Source organism: Marinovum sp. (genome assembly GCF_034669705.1).
In the GTDB taxonomy this organism is placed as follows: domain Bacteria; phylum Pseudomonadota; class Alphaproteobacteria; order Rhodobacterales; family Rhodobacteraceae; genus Marinovum.
In genome coordinates this window covers 1-16,676 of the sequence record NZ_JAXMOR010000004.1, presented here as the reverse complement: position 1 = coordinate 16,676, position 16,676 = coordinate 1, and the positions used below count along the sequence as shown (strand labels likewise).

16 protein-coding genes are annotated in these 16,676 nt (G+C 62.9%); 12 read left to right on the top strand and 4 right to left on the bottom strand.

Features of this window, described 5'->3' with window-relative positions; translation table 11 throughout:
- Window positions 1-66: 66 nt before the first annotated feature.
- The 3 genes from VOI27_RS03830 to VOI27_RS03820 form a co-directional block, all read right to left on the bottom strand.
- Entirely contained in the window at window positions 67-1,173 is a 1,107-nt protein-coding gene (locus VOI27_RS03830) for an ABC transporter substrate-binding protein (RefSeq protein ID WP_323763976.1), read from the bottom strand.
- Between the two features lie 528 nt (window positions 1,174-1,701).
- Entirely contained in the window at window positions 1,702-2,484 is a 783-nt protein-coding gene (locus VOI27_RS03825; protein ID WP_323763975.1) for an alpha/beta hydrolase, read from the bottom strand.
- 2 nt (window positions 2,485-2,486) lie between these two features.
- On the bottom strand, window positions 2,487-3,197 hold the full coding sequence (locus VOI27_RS03820) for an alpha/beta hydrolase (protein WP_323763974.1): 711 nt from the start codon (window positions 3,195-3,197) through the stop codon (window positions 2,487-2,489).
- A 90-nt stretch (window positions 3,198-3,287) separates the two neighbouring features.
- Here VOI27_RS03820 and VOI27_RS03815 point away from each other — a divergent pair, with 90 nt between their 5' ends.
- From VOI27_RS03815 to VOI27_RS03760, 12 genes are all read left to right on the top strand, one after another.
- Window positions 3,288-4,187: an alpha/beta hydrolase gene (locus VOI27_RS03815; RefSeq protein WP_323763973.1), complete on the top strand. Its 900-nt coding sequence runs from the start codon at window positions 3,288-3,290 to the stop codon at window positions 4,185-4,187.
- Between the two features lie 116 nt (window positions 4,188-4,303).
- A complete protein-coding gene (locus tag VOI27_RS03810) occupies window positions 4,304-5,797 on the top strand; it encodes a carotenoid oxygenase family protein (RefSeq protein WP_323763972.1) in 1,494 nt (497 codons plus the stop codon).
- A 63-nt stretch (window positions 5,798-5,860) separates the two neighbouring features.
- Complete coding sequence (locus VOI27_RS03805) at window positions 5,861-7,300, top strand: aldehyde dehydrogenase family protein (protein WP_323763971.1); 1,440 nt, start codon at window positions 5,861-5,863, stop codon at window positions 7,298-7,300.
- A 25-nt stretch (window positions 7,301-7,325) separates the two neighbouring features.
- Window positions 7,326-8,093 carry an SDR family NAD(P)-dependent oxidoreductase gene (locus VOI27_RS03800; RefSeq protein WP_323763970.1) on the top strand — a complete coding sequence of 256 codons (768 nt, stop codon included), beginning with the start codon at window positions 7,326-7,328 and terminating at the stop codon, window positions 8,091-8,093.
- Between the two features lie 60 nt (window positions 8,094-8,153).
- Complete coding sequence (locus tag VOI27_RS03795; RefSeq protein ID WP_323763969.1) at window positions 8,154-9,116, top strand: tripartite tricarboxylate transporter substrate binding protein; 963 nt, start codon at window positions 8,154-8,156, stop codon at window positions 9,114-9,116.
- A 63-nt stretch (window positions 9,117-9,179) separates the two neighbouring features.
- Complete coding sequence (locus tag VOI27_RS03790) at window positions 9,180-9,629, top strand: hypothetical protein (protein ID WP_323763968.1); 450 nt, start codon at window positions 9,180-9,182, stop codon at window positions 9,627-9,629.
- A 10-nt stretch (window positions 9,630-9,639) separates the two neighbouring features.
- Complete coding sequence (locus tag VOI27_RS03785; protein WP_323763967.1) at window positions 9,640-11,151, top strand: tripartite tricarboxylate transporter permease; 1,512 nt, start codon at window positions 9,640-9,642, stop codon at window positions 11,149-11,151.
- A 14-nt stretch (window positions 11,152-11,165) separates the two neighbouring features.
- Window positions 11,166-11,744, top strand: a complete 579-nt coding sequence (locus VOI27_RS03780) for a PadR family transcriptional regulator (RefSeq protein WP_323763966.1) — start codon at window positions 11,166-11,168, stop codon at window positions 11,742-11,744.
- On the top strand, window positions 11,737-12,981 hold the full coding sequence (locus VOI27_RS03775) for a cytochrome P450 (RefSeq protein ID WP_323763965.1): 1,245 nt from the start codon (window positions 11,737-11,739) through the stop codon (window positions 12,979-12,981). Before VOI27_RS03780 ends, VOI27_RS03775 begins: the two co-directional genes overlap by 8 nt.
- Before the next feature lie 57 nt (window positions 12,982-13,038).
- A complete protein-coding gene (locus tag VOI27_RS03770) occupies window positions 13,039-13,356 on the top strand; it encodes a 2Fe-2S iron-sulfur cluster-binding protein (protein WP_323763964.1) in 318 nt (105 codons plus the stop codon).
- 1 nt (window position 13,357) lies between these two features.
- A complete protein-coding gene (locus VOI27_RS03765; protein WP_323763963.1) occupies window positions 13,358-14,593 on the top strand; it encodes an FAD-dependent oxidoreductase in 1,236 nt (411 codons plus the stop codon).
- Between the two features lie 209 nt (window positions 14,594-14,802).
- Complete coding sequence (locus VOI27_RS03760) at window positions 14,803-16,005, top strand: M24 family metallopeptidase (protein ID WP_323763962.1); 1,203 nt, start codon at window positions 14,803-14,805, stop codon at window positions 16,003-16,005.
- 39 nt (window positions 16,006-16,044) lie between these two features.
- On the opposite strand, the gene VOI27_RS03755 is transcribed toward VOI27_RS03760, so the two are convergent.
- Window positions 16,045-16,257, bottom strand: coding sequence for a helix-turn-helix domain-containing protein (locus VOI27_RS03755; RefSeq protein WP_323763961.1), 213 nt, complete (start codon window positions 16,255-16,257; stop codon window positions 16,045-16,047).
- Between the last annotated feature and the right edge of the window lie 419 nt (window positions 16,258-16,676).

Sequence of the window (16,676 nt, the reverse complement as noted above, 5' to 3'; positions counted from 1 at the left end):
CATCGCCTGCGTCCAGTGAAAAAGGGCGGCCTCAAGGGGCCGCCCTCCAAGATCGTATCGCTGGGATCAGCCGTCGCAGCGGATCCGCTCAACCAGCCCGTCCTCGCGTTGGGCATAGGGGTTCTTAACCACCACCATCGCATCCGCCGAGGGCAGGAAATGAGTTTCCGGAGACGCGCCGAAGGTGCCTAGCATGTTGTCGATCTGTTCCGAGTTCTGCTCGATCCAGGCCGCCACCTTGGCCCCGTCGGTGGTGCCCGCGCCCTCGATCGCCTGGGCGAGTATAAGCGGCTCGACATAGAAGGGAGCGATGCCGGAGGGGCCGCCGACCGAAGCGATGTCGGGGTAGGCTTCGGTCGCGGCGTCGGCGAACTTGGCGAAATCGCTCTCGCCCATCGGATCGCCGGGACAGTAGGTCATACCGGTGAACTGCACCGAGACCACGTCTTCAAAGGCTTCCTCGCCCAGGTCCTTGGCAATGCCCACCGCGTAGTTGGTGGTGGTCAGGCTGCCCAGCACGGGCACATACCAGCCGATCTCCTCGCGGTTCTGCAAGAAGCGGCGGGTGTCGTCGACCAGCGAGTTGATCAGCAGGATCGCATCGGCGTCTGCCTTGCGCAGCGAGAAGATCTGCGGTGTCATGTCTTCGGCGCGAAACGCGAATTCCTGCACCGCGACCAGCGGCTTGCCCTCGGTTTCCAGGAAGTCGGCGATCTCGGCTGCGGCGGCCTGCGACATGCCGCCGTTGTCTGAAATCAGCGCGATGCGCTCGGCGCCCAGGACCTCGATCGCGTATTTGATATTGGCGATCATCTGATTGAGCCCTGTGGGCGAGTTCGAGAAGTGATAGGGCGCGGCCTCGGGCGTGAGCGTGGCCGAGGCTGCGGTGGTGATCTGCGCGACCTTCGCTTCGGTCAGAACTGTGGTCACCGGGATGGTCTCCTGCGAGGTTACGGGGCCCACCAAGCCCGCGATTCCGACGTTGTCGACCAGCCGGCGCGCCTCGCTGACCGCGTGGGTCGGGTCGGTCTCACTGTCGGCGATGGTCAGTTCGACCTGCTTGCCCATGATGCCGCCAGACTCGTTTAGCTGGTCGACCGCCAACTCCCAGCCCATAGAGGCCGCGGTGCCGATGGCTGCGCCGCTGCCGGTGATTGAAACAATAGCACCCATTTGGAACTTGTCGTTCTCCTGCGCCAAGGCGCCTGCAGCACACAACGCGACAAGCGCTGCCGACATTCCGGATGTGCGCGCAAGTGATTTTTTGGTCCTCATTTTAGGTCCTTTCCTCCCGAGGTTCTGGCTTCATAGTCTCAGGTTGCCCGGAGCGCGCGTCGTCCGTTCGGACGAGTGAGCAGGTCCTCCAGCCAGTTGGAATTATCGGTCGACGGGCGCCTAGGTTCAATGCCGCTGCTGGAGAGCGACCGAGCCGTGTGGCGGACAGATCGGGCTGCTTGTCGCCACCTCGTCGCCGAGGATTCTATTTCGGTCCCGAACAAGATTGATTAGGCTGCTCGCCGTAGCTGGAAATCGCCTCAAGGAGCTCACGACCCCGTGCCTGCTGGTTGACGAAGCCCTCGTGACTAACAGATATTCGCGATCTTCGGTTGGCTGTCGGCGTCAAGGGACCGGTCTGATCAGACCGCCTCTCCGTGTGCATCGCGTCGCCGAGCTAGGGCCCGGCGGCCACGTCAACATCGATCAGGGTTGCAGCCGGCGAAGAAAGCGCAGCACCAGATCGCAAAATTCGTTTGGCCGCTCTGCAAACGCATAGTGTCCCGCACCTTCGATCACGTGGAACTCGCTGCTATCGACCATCTCGTGCATCAGCTTCATGCCGTCTGCCGTGCAGGCAGGGTCTTCGCGGCCCGCGATCATCAGCGTCGGCGTCTTGAGATCGTTCAGTGCCGGCCGCCCATCATAGCTCCCGATGGCGCGGATCGACGTGGCGAAGGTCTCCGTTTTCATCGACAGTACAACCTCGAAGACCTTGTCGACCAGGGGACCAGACGCCCCCTTGGCCATCATGCTGGTTATCATCGGCATCGCGTATTCACGGACGCTGATCCCGTTCTCAATTGGGGCCAGACGGGCCTTCATGTACTGCTTTTGATCCTCCGGAGTACGCGCTGCGAAGCCGCGTGAGCCAGCGGACAGGATCAGCCCGTCGATCAGAGGCTCCCGGTTAGCGGCATAGGGGCCAATCAATGCGCCCATCGAATGACCGAGGAGGATATTGCGCTTGGTCGTCTCCTTTCGGACCAAGGCGATGGCAGCCTCGGCAAAACGTTCGATGCTGGCGGGTTGAACCGCAGGAGAGGTTCCGTAGCCTGGACAGTCCCAGACCACCACGCGATATCCGGCAGCGGTAATGCGGTGTGCGAAATCCTCGAAGTACCGGCCGTCGCCATAGGCACCGTGCAGCGCGAAAAGCGTTGTGTCGCCGGTGCCAAAGACGCGGTAGTTGGGCAGGGGAGCGGTCATGGTCACTGTCCTTTGTTCTTGGAGAAAGCGGCGTCGAGCCAGTTGGCAACCGCACGGGCTAGGGCCTTGGGCTGTTCGACGGGCAACATGTGACCGGCACCAGCCAGGACTGCTTGTTCCGCGCCGATGCGCTTTGCCATCTCGGTCTGTTTTTCGGTCGGGATGACGACGTCATGATCGGCACTGACCACCAGCAGCGCGGCTTCGGTCGCCTTAAGCAGGGCGCCGCTGTCGGGCCGGGTGGCGCTGGCGCGCATGTGCGCGGCATAGCGTTCGGCGCCGTAGCCGATCAGGCCGGCGGCGCGTTCCTCCATCAGGTCGGCGCGCCCGACATTGTCCGGGTGATAGGCGCGGGCCGAGGCGGCGGCAGCCAGCACGGCGTACTCGCCAGCTTCGGCGCACTTGGCCTTGTTCAGCCGTCCGGCGGCCGCGGCGTCGCTGTCGGCCCAGTCGTTCGAGTTGACCAGCACGACCCCGGCGATACGCTCAGGTGCTGCGGCCAGCATGGCGAGCGCGACGTAGCCACCAAAGGAATGGCCCAGCACAACGGACCGCCCAGACGTCTCTGCTAGCAAGGCTTCAGCGATGGCGCCAACAGTGTCGAGGGCGGGGCAGTTGGTGGCGATCACGCGATGATGGGCGGGCATGTTGCGGCAAAACCCGTCGAAAGTTGCGGCGGTATTGTTGATGCCGGGCACGGCCAGGATGTCCATAAAGCGCCTCCAATTGAGATTCGGGTCCTTGAGCAGGCTTTACAGATCTGAAACGATATGTCAAAATATATATAATAAAGGAGTGACATAATGGACTTTCAACGGCAAGATATCGCGTTTTCATCTGACGGCGACTGCGTGCGCGGCTGGCTCTACACGCCACGGCCCGGTTCGGAGCCTTGGCCCGCCATCGTCATGGCGCATGGATTCGGGGCGGTTAAGGAGATGTATCTCGACCGCTTTGCTGAGAGCTTTGCCGCGGCTGGGTTCGCCGTGTTGTTGTTCGACTACCGCCGTCTTGGCGCCAGTGACGGTGTGCCGCGACAAGAGATCGACCCTGCCACGCAGATCGAGGATTACCGCAATGCGATGACCTGGATCGCTGCGCAAGAGGAGGTCGATGCGGAGCGGATTGGAATATGGGGAACAAGCTACAGCGGTGGCCATGTGCTCATCGTTGCGGCCACCGATCCGCGCGTCAAATGCGTCGTATCCCAAGTGCCGACGATCAGCGGTAATGCCGTCGCCAAGCGTCGGTTTACCCCTGATAAAATTGACGATTCGGCCAAGGCGAACGCTCAGGACCGGCTGGCGCGCATGCAAGGAGCGGCGCCGAAGGTTTGGAATCTGGTTCCGCACGGCAGCGGCGATCCGGCGGTCTATTCCGCGCCGGATGCCGTCGAATGGTACACCAACGCGGCACGACGCGGGGGCGGTTGGCGTAACGAGGTGACGCTGCGCTCGCTGGAGTACTCCCGGGCTTATGAGCCGGGCGCATGGGTTTCCTTCATCTCACCCTGTCCCTTGTTGATGATCGTGGCAGACCGCGATGCGATCACGCCGACCGACCTCGCCCTCGGCGCCTATGAGCAGGCACGCCAGCCCAAGAGGTTGGAAATGATTCGAGGTGGGCATTTCGAGGCCTATACGACGGCCTTCGACACGGTCTCGGGCGCTGCGCGCGACTGGTTCGTGCGGCACTTGCTCTGAAATTCAAGTAAAAAATTCGGCGCAAAGCAGTCAGTATATATAAATATTGACATATATCGCTTGTTGTATCACAACTAACGTCAACCGATGTGCATTGTGAAATGGGAGGAGCCCAGATGCTCGACATCCACGCCAAGCTGAACGTCACCGTTCCGGAAGACACCGATAACCCCTATCTCAAGGGCCTGTTTCGCCCGGTCGACACCGAATACACCGCCGACACCGACAGCATGAAGGTCATCGGCGAGATCCCTTCGGACCTGAACGGCATGTACGTCCGCAACAGCCACAACCAGATGCATGCGCCGATGGGCACCTATCATCCGTTCGACGGTGACGGCATGGTCCATGCCGTCCGCATTGAAAACGGCAAGGCGACCTATCGCAACCGCGTCATCAAGACCGTCGGCTACCTGGCCGAGCAGGCGATGGGCGGCAAGTCGCTCTGGCCGGGGATGCTCGAGCCGCACAAGGCCGAGTTCCGCGGCTGGGGTGCCATGGGCACCATGAAGGACAACGCCGGCGTCGACGTGATGGCGCATGCGGGCAAGCTGGTGGCGTCGATGTCGCAGTGCGGCGAGCCCTATCACCTCGACATGGAGACGCTGGAAACCAAGGGCGTGCATTCCTGGGGCAAGCTGATCCAGCCCTTCGGCATCTGTTCGCACTTCAAGACCGATGTCGACACCGGCGAGCTGATGTTCTTCAATTTCGGCGAAACCTATCCCTACATGCATTACGGCGTGATCGGCCGCGACGGGCAGCTGGCGCATTTCGAGCCGATCGAACTGCCCGGGCCGCGCTGGCCGCATGACATGGGCATCACCAAGAACTTCACCATCCTGCACGATCTGCCCTATCACTTCGACCCGGAACTGCTGAACCAGGGCATCCGCAAGCTGACCTTCTTCAAGGATCAGCCCGCGCGTTTCGGCATCGTGCCGCGCTATGGCGACAACTCGGACATCCGCTGGTTCGAGGCCAAGCCGTGCTTCATCCTGCACCTGTCGAACTGCTATGAAAAGGGCGACGAGGTCATCATGGACGGCTGTATCCAGCGCCGCCCCGGCAAGCCGCAGGTCGGCGAACAGGGCGAGGACGCGCATGAGCGTATCCGCAAGCACCTCGACAAGCACAACACCGGCACGCACATGTACCGCTGGCGCTTCAACCTCAAGACCGGCCAGACCACCGAGGAAACCATCGACGACGAAGTGTCGGAATTCCCGGTCGTGGCCAACGACATCGTCGGCAAGCCCTACAAGTACAGCTTCAACACGCTGTTCAAGCCGGGTGACTGGCACATGGCCGGCGTCAAGAAATATGACCTCGCGACCGGATCCGACCAGCGCTTCGAGTACGGCAACAACCGTTTCGGCAGCGAGCCGGTGATCGCGCTGCGCGAAGGTGCGACCGAAGAGGATGACGGCTATCTGCTGACCTTCCTGACCGACATGAACACCAATACGTCGGAATGCCTGGTGCTGGATGCCCGCGATGTCAGCGCCGGTCCGATTGCGCGGATCGTCCTGCCGACGCAGATCACCAATGGCACCCATGCCTGCTGGGTCGAGGCCGACCGCCTTGATGGCGAGCGTCAGCCTGCCTGAACCCGCTAGGGCGGGGTGTCCCGCATCCCGCCCGCCTTTGCCCCCGACAAAAGGAAGCCGCCCGTGACCCTGGATACGCCCGTCACCACAATCGAGGTCCGCAATCCGCGCACCGGTGTTGCCGATTACAGCTTTGTGCCGACGACCCCCTCCGAGCTGCAAGACATCGCCCGCGCCGCCCGCGCCGCCCAGGTCGACTGGCAGGCGCTTGGCCTCGAGGCCCGCATAGCCATTCTGACGCACTGGGTCGAAAAGGTCGACGCCGCCGCGCCGGAAATCGTCGCTGCCGTGACTGCCGATACCGGACGGCACGCGGAATCCCTGCGCGAGATCGGCAATATCGGCAAGTGGGTCGACCGCTGGTCCGCCGTGGCGCGCAAAGCGCTGACGCTGGAGCCGACGCCCACCGCCAACCCCGACATTCATTCTTTCGCCGATTATTCGCCCTATCCGGTGCTAGGCGTCATCAGCCCGTGGAACTTTCCGCTGTCGCTGTCGCTGATGGATGCGATCCCGGCGCTGCTGGCGGGCTGCGCGGTCATCATCAAGCCCTCGGAAGTCACGCCGCGTTTCGTCGAGCCGCTGGTTGCGAGTATCGCCGAGGTGCCCGAACTGGCGGAGGTCCTGCACTATGTATGCGGCGCCGGAGCCCTGGGCGCGGCGCTGGTCGATGAGGCGGACATGATCTGTTTCACCGGCTCGACCGCGACGGGGCGCAAGGTCGCCTCGCAGGCCGCCGCGCGTTTCATCCCCTGCTTTACCGAGTTGGGCGGCAAGGATCCGGCAATCGTGCTGGAAGGCGCCGATCTGGACCGGGCCACAAGCGCGATCCTGACCGGTGCCACGCTGGCCACCGGGCAGCAATGCTATTCGATCGAGCGCATCTATGTGCATCGCAGCCTGCACGACGCCTTTGTCGCGCAACTGGCCGAAAAGGCCCGCGCGGTGAAACTGGCGCTTCCCGAGCCGGACGACGGGCGGATCGGCCCGCTGACCTTTGCGCCGCAGGCCGAGATCATCGCGGCGCACCTCGCCGATGCCCGCGCCAAGGGTGCCGAGGTCCACAGCGGCGGCGAGATCGAGACCCATGGCGGCGGGCTCTGGTGCGCGCCGACCGTGCTGTCCAATGTCGATCACGACATGGCCGTGATGACCGAAGAGAGCTTTGGCCCGCTGATGCCGGTCATGGCCTTCGACACCGTGGACGAGGCCGTGCGTCTTGCCAATGACAGCCCCTACGGGCTTTCCGGTGCGGTCTTCGGGCTCGAGGACGACGCCCTGGCGGTGGCCCGGCGGCTCGATCTGGGCGGTATTTCGATCAATGACGCGGGTCTTGCGCCGTTCTTCATCGGTGACGCCACGGTAGCGGAAAAGACCGCGTTCAAATCCTCCGGTCTGGGCGGGTCGCGCCTGGGGCCGGATTCAATCAAGCGGTTTTTGCGTCGCAAGGCGCTGCTGGTCAACCGGTCAACGCGGAAATCGCCGTGGTGGTTCGATGCGTGATCTGGAAAAAAAGGCGGAACAGAAAATGACAACTCCTTTCGACATGACAGGCCATACCGTGTGGGTCACCGGCAGCGGCTCTGGCATCGGCACGGCGATTGCGCGGCTGTTCGCGGCCTCGGGGGCCAGGGTGGTCCTGCACGGGCTGAACCAGCGCGATGTGACCGAAAAGCTGAAAACCGAGATCGAGGCCGAAGGCGGCACCGCGCTGGCGCTGGACGGCGATCTGACCGATGCCGCGCGCGTCAGGGAAATGTGCGCCGCAATCGAGACCGAGATGGGCGGGCTGTCCGTTCTGGTGAATTGCGCCGGCGGCTCGCCGCGCAAATCCAAGATCGCCGAGATGGAAGAGGACGCCTGGGACCAGGTGATCGAAAAGAACCTCAAGACCGTCTTTCTGGTCAGCAATGCCACCATCCCGCTGCTGCGCAAGGCCAAGAACCCGGCCATCGTCAATGTCAGCTCCTGCGTCACCCGCTCGGGCGGCGTGCCGGGCGGGGCGGCCTATGCCACCGCCAAGGGCGGGGTCGACGTGCTGACCCGCGCGCTGGCCAAGGAACTGGCGCCCGACGGCATCCGGGTGAACGCCGTGGCGCCGGGGTTGGTCGACAGCCCTTTCCACGCGGTCGACGCCAAGGAAAAATACGCCCATCTCGTCGCCCGCATCCCGCTGGCGCGGATCGGAGAACCCGAGGACCTGGCCGGACCGGCGCTGTTTCTGGCGTCATCGGCGGCGGCATATGTCACCGGCGAAATCATCGAAGTCAGCGGCGGCACACGCCTGGTCAGCTGACCCCCAGAAAGATCGCCTGCGCCAAAGCGTGCAGGTGCCCGTCATGCAGAGGAGGAACCCATGACACTTCGACTGAAAACCACCCTGGCCGCCCTGGCCGTCACGCTTGGCGCCGCACCGCTGGCCGCCGAAGGCTTTCCCGAAAAGCCGATCGAGGTGATCGTGCCCTACGGTGCCGGTGGCCTGACCGATGCCTTCGCCCGCGCCATCGCACGCGCCGCCGAAGAGCATCTGCCGAACCAGCAGAAGATCGTCGTGGTCAACAAGCCCGGCGGGGGTGCCACCATCGGGCTGACCGCTGCGGTCAACGAGGACCCGGATGGTCACACGGTGGTCTTCCTGACCGCCTCGCCGCTGGTCATCCAGCCGCTCTACGGCAAGACGCAGTACGCCGTCGACGATTTTCAGGCGATCACCCGGCTCTATGACATTCCGGCGTCGATCAACGTCCGCAGCGATTCCGAGATCGAGACCTACGACCAGTGGATCGAGTGGGTGAAGGCGAACCCGGGCGATTTCACCTACGGCACCTCGGGCGGCACCGGCAGCGGCGGTCACATCGCGACCGAAGAACTGGCCGCCGAACTGGGCATCGACATTCGCCACATTCCCTTCGAGGGCTCGGCGCAGCTGACAACCTCTCTGATGGGCGGCCAGATCATGGGCACCAACCAGTTGCCCGACCTGCACCGCGACGGCGAGATCCGTCCGATCGTCTTTCTGACCCCGACCAAGCCCGCCAATGAGGTCTATGACGACATCCCCACGACCGCCGAACTGGGACTGGACGCCCAGGTTGTGTTCTTCTCCGGCATCGTCGGTCACAAGGACATTCCCGCCGACCGCGTCGCGATCCTCGACAGCGCATTCGAGGCCGCGATGGGGTCGCCCGACGTACAGGACCTCTTTGCCAAGTACCAGCTGACGCCGGCCTATGCCGGGCCGGAAGCCTTTGGCGAGATCATCGACAATGCGGTCGCGCGCAACAGCAAGACCATGAAGCGTCTGGGCCTGATCGACTGATGGCCCGGCGGGTCACGGGCCGCGCGCCCGTGACCCGCCCAAACACCCTGGGAGGAACCAACCATGTCTATCCGAACCATGAACCTGATCGTCTATGCCGCGCTTTCGGTGCTGTCGGTGCTGGTGATCCGCGCCGTCTCGGAAATTCCGGTCACCATGCCCGGAGATGTCGGCAGCGGCTTTCTTCCCGGGTTCCTGGCATGGCTGATCCTCGGCCTCTGCGGGCTTGGCGCGGTGCGCGCCGTGATCGCGGGCGATGTCGGCGCGTTTACGTCGGAATACCTGGGCCGCGTGCTGATCACCATCGCGGTGATCGCGGGCTTCCTGCTGAGCTGGGAGACGCTGGGCTATTTCTTCGTGCAGTGCTTCCTGTTCCAGTTCGGATTGTTCACCTACTACCGTTGGCCGCACGGCCCGTCGGCGCGGCTTTTCGCAGTCAATGCCGCGGTTGCCGCCGGGATCACGGCGCTGTGCTACGTGACCTTCACCTTCTTCGTCTTCGTTGACCTCTGAGGCCACCATCATGGATTTTCTCACCAACCTCGACCTCGTGATGCTCGGCTCTGCCGCGCTGTCGATCATGCTGGGCCTCTTTGTCGGGATGCTCTTCGGCGCCTTGCCCGGTCTGGGACTGATCATCGGTGTGACGCTGCTGTTGCCGCTGTCCTACGCAATGAGCCCGGTCAACTCGATTCTCATGCTGCTGGCCTGCTACCAGGGTGCTGAATACGGCGGGTCGATATCGGCAATCGTGCTGGGCATTCCCGGAACCGCCATGGCCGCGCCGATCGTGCTCGACGGGCGCGAGATGGCCAAGACCGAGTCGCCCGGCAAGGCGCTGGCCTATTCGCTCTATGGCTCGACCTTTGGCGGTATCTTCGGCGGCCTCGTGTTGATCTTCTTCGCCGTGCCCGTGGCGCGCTTTGCGCTGAAACTGGCCGATCCGGAATTCTTCCTCTTGGGGGTCGTGGGCTTGCTGGCGGTGGCCACCTTTGGTGCCAAGGATTTCGTGAAGGCGATGATCTCGGTCGCGCTCGGCCTTCTGGCGGGGACCGTGGGGCTTGACCTCTTTACCGGCTCGTCGCGCCTGACGGCGGACTTCTTCGAACTTTACGAGGGTCTTAATCTCGTGGCCGTCGCGGTGGGACTTTTCGCTTTCTCCGAGGTCTTCATGATGCTGTCGAGCCGTATCAACAAGGCCTATACCTTCGAAGCCCACCACATGAAGATCAGCCTGACGTTCCGCGAAATGCTGGGCGCGCTCAAGGCGATGATTTCGGGCTCGGCCATCGGGTCCTTCATGGGCGTCCTGCCCGGTGTCGGCTCGACAGTGTCGTGCTGGCTGGCCTATTCGACCGCCAAGGCGACCTCGAGCACGCCCGAGAAATTCGGCAAGGGCAGCGGCGAAGGCATTGCGGCGCCGGATGCGGCAAACAACGCCACCGTGGGCGGCGCGCTGCTGCCCTTCCTGGCGCTGGGCATCCCCGGCTCTGCCTCGATCGCGATCATCGCGGGGGCCTTCATCATCGCTGGCATCCAGCCGGGTCCGCAGATGATGCGCAACAACCCCGAGCTGATCCAGACCATCTTCATCGGCTTCATGGCCACCACCGTCGGCATGTTCTTCATGGGCAAGGCGCTGACCCAGGTCTTCGTGCGCGCGCTGGTGACACCGAATTCCTTCCTGGTACCGGCGATCCTGATCTCGTCGCTGATCGGCATCTATTCCTCCAAGGGCCAGTTCTTCGACCTCTGGGTCGCGCTCGGGCTGGGCATCGCGGCCTGGATCGTGCGCAGGCTCGACTATTCGGTCGCGGCCTTCGTGCTGGCCATGGTTCTGACGCCGATCATCGAGGTCTCCTTCCGCCGGGCACTGGTTCTGTCACAGGGCGATTACTCGATCTTCTATACCCGTATCTATTCCCAGGTCATCCTTGTCGCCATCGCCGTCGTCCTGGGCTTTGCCGTGCTGAAAACCGTCCGCCGGTTGCGCGACGCCCGCCTTGCCGCCACAACCAAGGAGGTGACGCAATGATGGATGGCGGACAAATGGTAGATGTGAACAAGGCGCTCAAGCTCAACACCCTGTGCTACCAGTGCCTGGGGGTTCTGCTGCGCGAGCCGCAGTCGGGCTATGACATCGTCAAGCAGCTAGAGCCGATCCGTCCGGTCAACACCAGCCAAGTCTATCCGACGCTGACGCGGCTGGAAAAGCAGGGCCTCGTTCAATCCGAGGAATACAAGCAGACCGGGCGCCCGAACAAGCGCATCTATACTGTGACCGAGGCCGGGCGCGAGGCGCTGACCAACTGGGTGGGTTCGGAACCCGAACCGCCGGTGCTGCGCGACGATTTCCTGACCATGCTCTATTCGGCATGGACCAAGGAGCCCGCCGAAGTCGTCGTGATGCTGGAGCGTCGGATCGCCTATCTGCACGCGACGATGGAATGGCTGGAAACCCTGCTGGCCGAGCATCGCACCCGGTTTCCGCAGGAGATCAAGAACCCGCGCGACTGGCGCTTCTACCGCAACGTGCTCTTGGCCCGTCGTATCGCGAATTTTCAGGAAGAGGCGGTCTGGAGCCGCGGCGTCATCCACATGCTGAAGGAGGCAATGACCCATGACTGATCTTGCAACATGTCCCCATTCCGTGGATTGGAGCGAATTCCGCCCCTTTGAGCATGACGGCATGACCGAATTCTTCGCCCGCAAACGCGAAGAGGAACCGGTGTTCTTCGACCAAGGCACCGGCTACTGGATCGTCACTCGCCGCGACGACGTGCGCGCGATCTTTGCCGATCCCGACCGATTCTCCGCCGCTAACGTGCACGACCCGCTGACGGCGTATCCGCCAGAGCTTGTCGCATATCTCAAGGAAGAGGGCTTTCGCCGCGACAAGACCCAGGCCAATTGCGACCGGCCCAAACACACCCGCATCCGCCAGGTGGCACAGTCCTTCCTGAACATCCGCCAGTTCAAGACCCGCGAGCCGCAGATCCGCGAGATGGTCGAGGCCGCGGTGAACAAGCTGCGGGGGCGGGGCCGGGTCGATCTGGTCGACGATTTCGCCTATGAGCTGCCCGCCCGGGTGCTGTTTCTGTTGCTGGGCGTGCCGGATATCGACGCGCGCAAGATCAAGGTCTGGGCCGACAGCCGGTTCGACATGATCTCGGGCGATGCCGATTTCGAGGCCAAGATGGAAGCCGGCCGCCAGGTGATGGATTTCTGGAACTACTGCGGCGCCATCATCGCCGACCGCCAGAAAAACCCCGGCGACGATTATCCCAGCCACCTGCTGGCCGCCCATGCCAGGGATCCGGACGCGATCAGCCTGGGCGAGATCCAGAACCTGACCTTCGGCGTGCTGCTGGCCGGACATGAGACCACCACCAACGCCATCGGCAACACCATGCACATGCTGCTGCGCGACCGCGAGGAATGGGACCGGCTGGTCAATGAACCGACACTGGCGCCCGCTTATGTCGAGGAAGGTTTGCGCGCCGGTCCGCCGGTGGTGATCTGGCGCCGCGTCACGACCGAAGAGGTCAAGGTCGGCGATGTCACACTACCCGAGGGCGCGCCGATCATGATGTCGCTCGCCTCGGCCAACCGTGACGAGGCCCACTTCGCCTGTCCGCATGATTTCGAAGGCACCCGCGCCAATGCCCGCGATCACGTCAGCTTTGGCTACGGCATCCACTTCTGCATGGGCGCGCCGCTGGCAAAGCTCGAACTGAAACTGGTGCTGGAACTGCTGTCGCAGGCGTTTCCGAACATGACCCTGGTGCCGGACACCGACCCGCATTGGCAACGCACGATCCTGGTGCGCGGGCCGGGGCGGCTTCTGGTCGATCTCAACGAATAGTCTCACATCCCGTCCTGGCCTTTGAAAACGAGCCGGGCGTTACCGGAGGATACCCTTATGATTACACTTACCTTCATCGAACCATCTGGCGCCAGCCGCTATATCCAGGCAGCCATTGGCGAAAGCATCATGCATGCGGCCACCGCCGCGGGCGTGGCGGGCATTGCCGCGGAATGCGGCGGCGCCTGCATGTGTGCGACCTGCCATTGTCTCGTCGTCGAAGCCCCGGATGCCGGGCTGCCCGAGATGTCCGAGACGGAACGCGACGTGCTGGAATTCACCTCCGACGAGATGCAGGAAACCAGCCGCCTGACCTGTCAGATACCCGTGGCGGACACAATGGACGGTACGGTCTTCAAGGTCGTTGGGCGCTGAGATGGAGGACACGATACCAGGAGTGGTCATTGTCGGCGCGGGACACGGCGGGACGCAGGCCGCGGCCAGCTTGCGTGAAAACGGCTACACGAAACCGGTGACGCTGGTCTCGGCAGACGAGGATTTCCCCTATCACAAGCCGCCGCTTTCCAAGTCCTTCATGAAAACGCCCGACGCCGCACTGCAATCCCTGCGCGGTCCTCGGTTTTTCGAAGAGAACAGCATCGAGACGATGCTGGGCACGTCGGTGACCGCTATCGACTGTGCTGGGCGGCAGGTCACATTGTCGAACGGCGAAACTCTGGATTACGAAGCTCTTGTACTTGCCACCGGAACGGTGGCTCGCAGATTGTCGATCCCCGGGGCGGACCTGGCGGGGGTGCACCACCTGCGTACCGCCCATGACGCCCGTGCGTTGCGCGACGACATTGTCGTCGCCCGACGCGCCGTGATCGTCGGAGGCGGCTTTATCGGGCTCGAGGCGGCAGCGATGCTGGCGGCGCGCGGACTTGAGGTGACCGTCGTCGAAGTCGCAGACCGGCTTATGGGCCGGGCAGCCAGTCCGCAGGTGGCGGCGGCAATCGGCGCGGGTCTTGAAAGTCAGGGCGTGAAAGTTCTGACCGGCACCGGTGTCCAGGCTCTGGTGGGGCAAGATGGCCGGGTGTCATCGGTCCGGTTGTCAGATGGCCAGTCGCTCGACTGCGATCTGGTTCTGGCGGGGATCGGCGCGACCCCCGATATCAGTTTGGCCGAGGCTGCCGGACTTACACTCGACAACGGCATTCGGGTCGATACGAAATTGGCAACGTCGGACCCGGCCATATTCGCCATCGGAGATTGCTGCAATTTTCCCGATTTCGCATCCGGGCGACGCCTGCGGCTGGAGTCGGTTCAGAATGCCACCGATCAGGCCCGTGCGGTTGCAAGCACGCTTTGCGGCAGTGGGGTGTGCTACGGAGCCGTACCGTGGTTCTGGTCCGATATCGGCGCCACCAAACTGCAGATCGCAGGGCTGGCGGAGGGCAGCGACACGACACTTCCCATCACCGATCCCGCGACCGGTGCCTTGCGTGCGGTTTATCACCTAAAGGACGGAATTATCCAGGCGGTCGAAACGCTCAACAGCGCGGGCGAGCACATGTTGGCACGAAAAATCCTGTCGACCGGCAGGACCCCGGACCCCGCTTTGATCGCCGCTGGTGACATCAAGGGGATGAAGGCGTTCGTGATGGGCTAGCGCAGCAAATCGCGACTACGAACCGTCACTCCTTCTTGTCCGAATCCCCGGTTTGCGGCATATGAGCCGGCAGGGCAGGCGATGGCGTCGCCAGCGCGTTGAGCGTATGCCCGATCAACTATCCTGAACGCCGGGGTCTTGCTTTGCCGTAACCGCGGAGAGGGGAGATTGTCCCTTCTCGCGGTGACGCAAAGAGTAGGAGTGTTCCGATGGACCGTCCCGATTTCTACCGTTTTCACCAAGGCGACCGCGTTTTGCCATTCGAGGGTGCCGAATACGATGCCCGGCTGACCGGGTTGCGGGCGCACATGTCCAAGACAGGCGTCGATGCCTGTGTCTTCACCTCGATGCACAATATCGCTTATTATTCCGGCTTTCTGTATTGCGCTTTCGGGCGGCCTTACGGGCTGGTCGTGACAGACACCGAATGCGTTACCATCAGCGCGGGGATCGATGCCGCGCAGCCGTGGCGACGCAGTCACGGCGACAGCATCACCTACACCGACTGGCGGCGAGACAACTACTGGCGGGCGATCCTGTCGGTGACCGGCACCGGCAAGGTCATCGGTTGCGAAGGCGATCACATTTCGCTGGCGCAGAAGGCGCTTCTGGACGCGTTTCTTCAGCCGTCCGGGACCAAGGACATCGCGCCTGCGACCATGCGCCAGCGCATGCACAAATCCGAAGCCGAAATCGCCCTGATCCGTCATGGCGCCCAGGTGGCCGACGTGGGCGGCTATGCGATCAAGGACGCCATCAAGGAAGGTGTGCGCGAGATCGACGTGGCGATGGCCGGGCGCGATGCGATGGAGCTGGAAATTGCCAAGCGGTTCCCGGAGGCGGAATACCGCGACACCTGGGTCTGGTTCCAGTCGGGCATCAATACCGATGGCGCGCATAATCCGGTGACGGGCCGCCGGTTGCAGCGTGGCGATATCCTGTCGCTCAACACCTTTCCGATGATCTCGGGCTATTACACCGCGCTCGAACGTACCATGTTCGTGGGTGAGGTGGACGAGGCGAGCCGGAAGCTCTGGGAGGCCAACGTGGCAGCACATGAATATGGCATGTCGCTGCTCAAGCCGGGTGTTTCCTGCGCCGCGGTCACGCACGCGATCAACAATTTCTTTGCCGAGCGCGACCTGCTGCAATATCGGACCTTTGGCTACGGCCACAGCTTCGGTGTGCTGTCGCACTACTACGGCCGCGAGGCGGGGCTGGAACTGCGCGAAGATATCGACACGGTGATGGAGCCTGGCATGGTGATCTCTATGGAGCCGATGCTGACGATCCCGGAAGGTCAACCCGGGGCAGGGGGCTACCGCGAGCACGACATCCTAATCATAACCGAAGACGGTAACGAGAACATCACCGGCTATCCCTACGGCCCGGGGTTCAACGTCGTCGGCTGATCCCCTACGCCGCGCGGCGCCGGACCCGGTGCCGCGCGGTCATTTCTTGCCGCGCTTTCCGTATGGCGTTTCGCCGAAGCGGGCCTTGAAATGCCGCGCCAGCAGGGAAACATCGTTGAACCCACAGGCAACGGCGATTTCCGTGACGCTCATATCGGTTTCCGCCAGCAGCGAATGTGCCCTGTCCAGCCGGATATTGCGGTAGGTGGTGGCCGGGGATTCGTCCAGAAACAACCTGAAGAGTCGTTCCATCTGGCGGCGTGAGATCTCGGCGTTCTCCGCAGTTCATCCAGTGTCAGGGGGTCTTCGATATGCGCATACATCGACCTGAGCACATGCAGCAGCCTGGCGTTCCTCGAGCTAATGGCTTTTGCGATAGACGAGCGTTGTTCCCGGTCGGGTGAGGCGTCCGGGTTTTTCAGACACATGTCGGCGACCGCGATGGCAAAGTCCCTGCCGTAGTCGTCCGAAATCAATTCGACCATCATTTCGGTCGCCGCCGATCCGCCTCCACAGGTCAGCAGACCTCCATCTTTCTCAAATCGTAAGACCGTATGTCCTTCTGAGGCTGACCTGTGACGGGTGGTTCGCCCTACACTGGCGGCTTTCAACGAGGGTTGCTCGGCGAGCAGAGCCTCAAGCCAGGAGGACGAACCATGCAGGAGAATAGC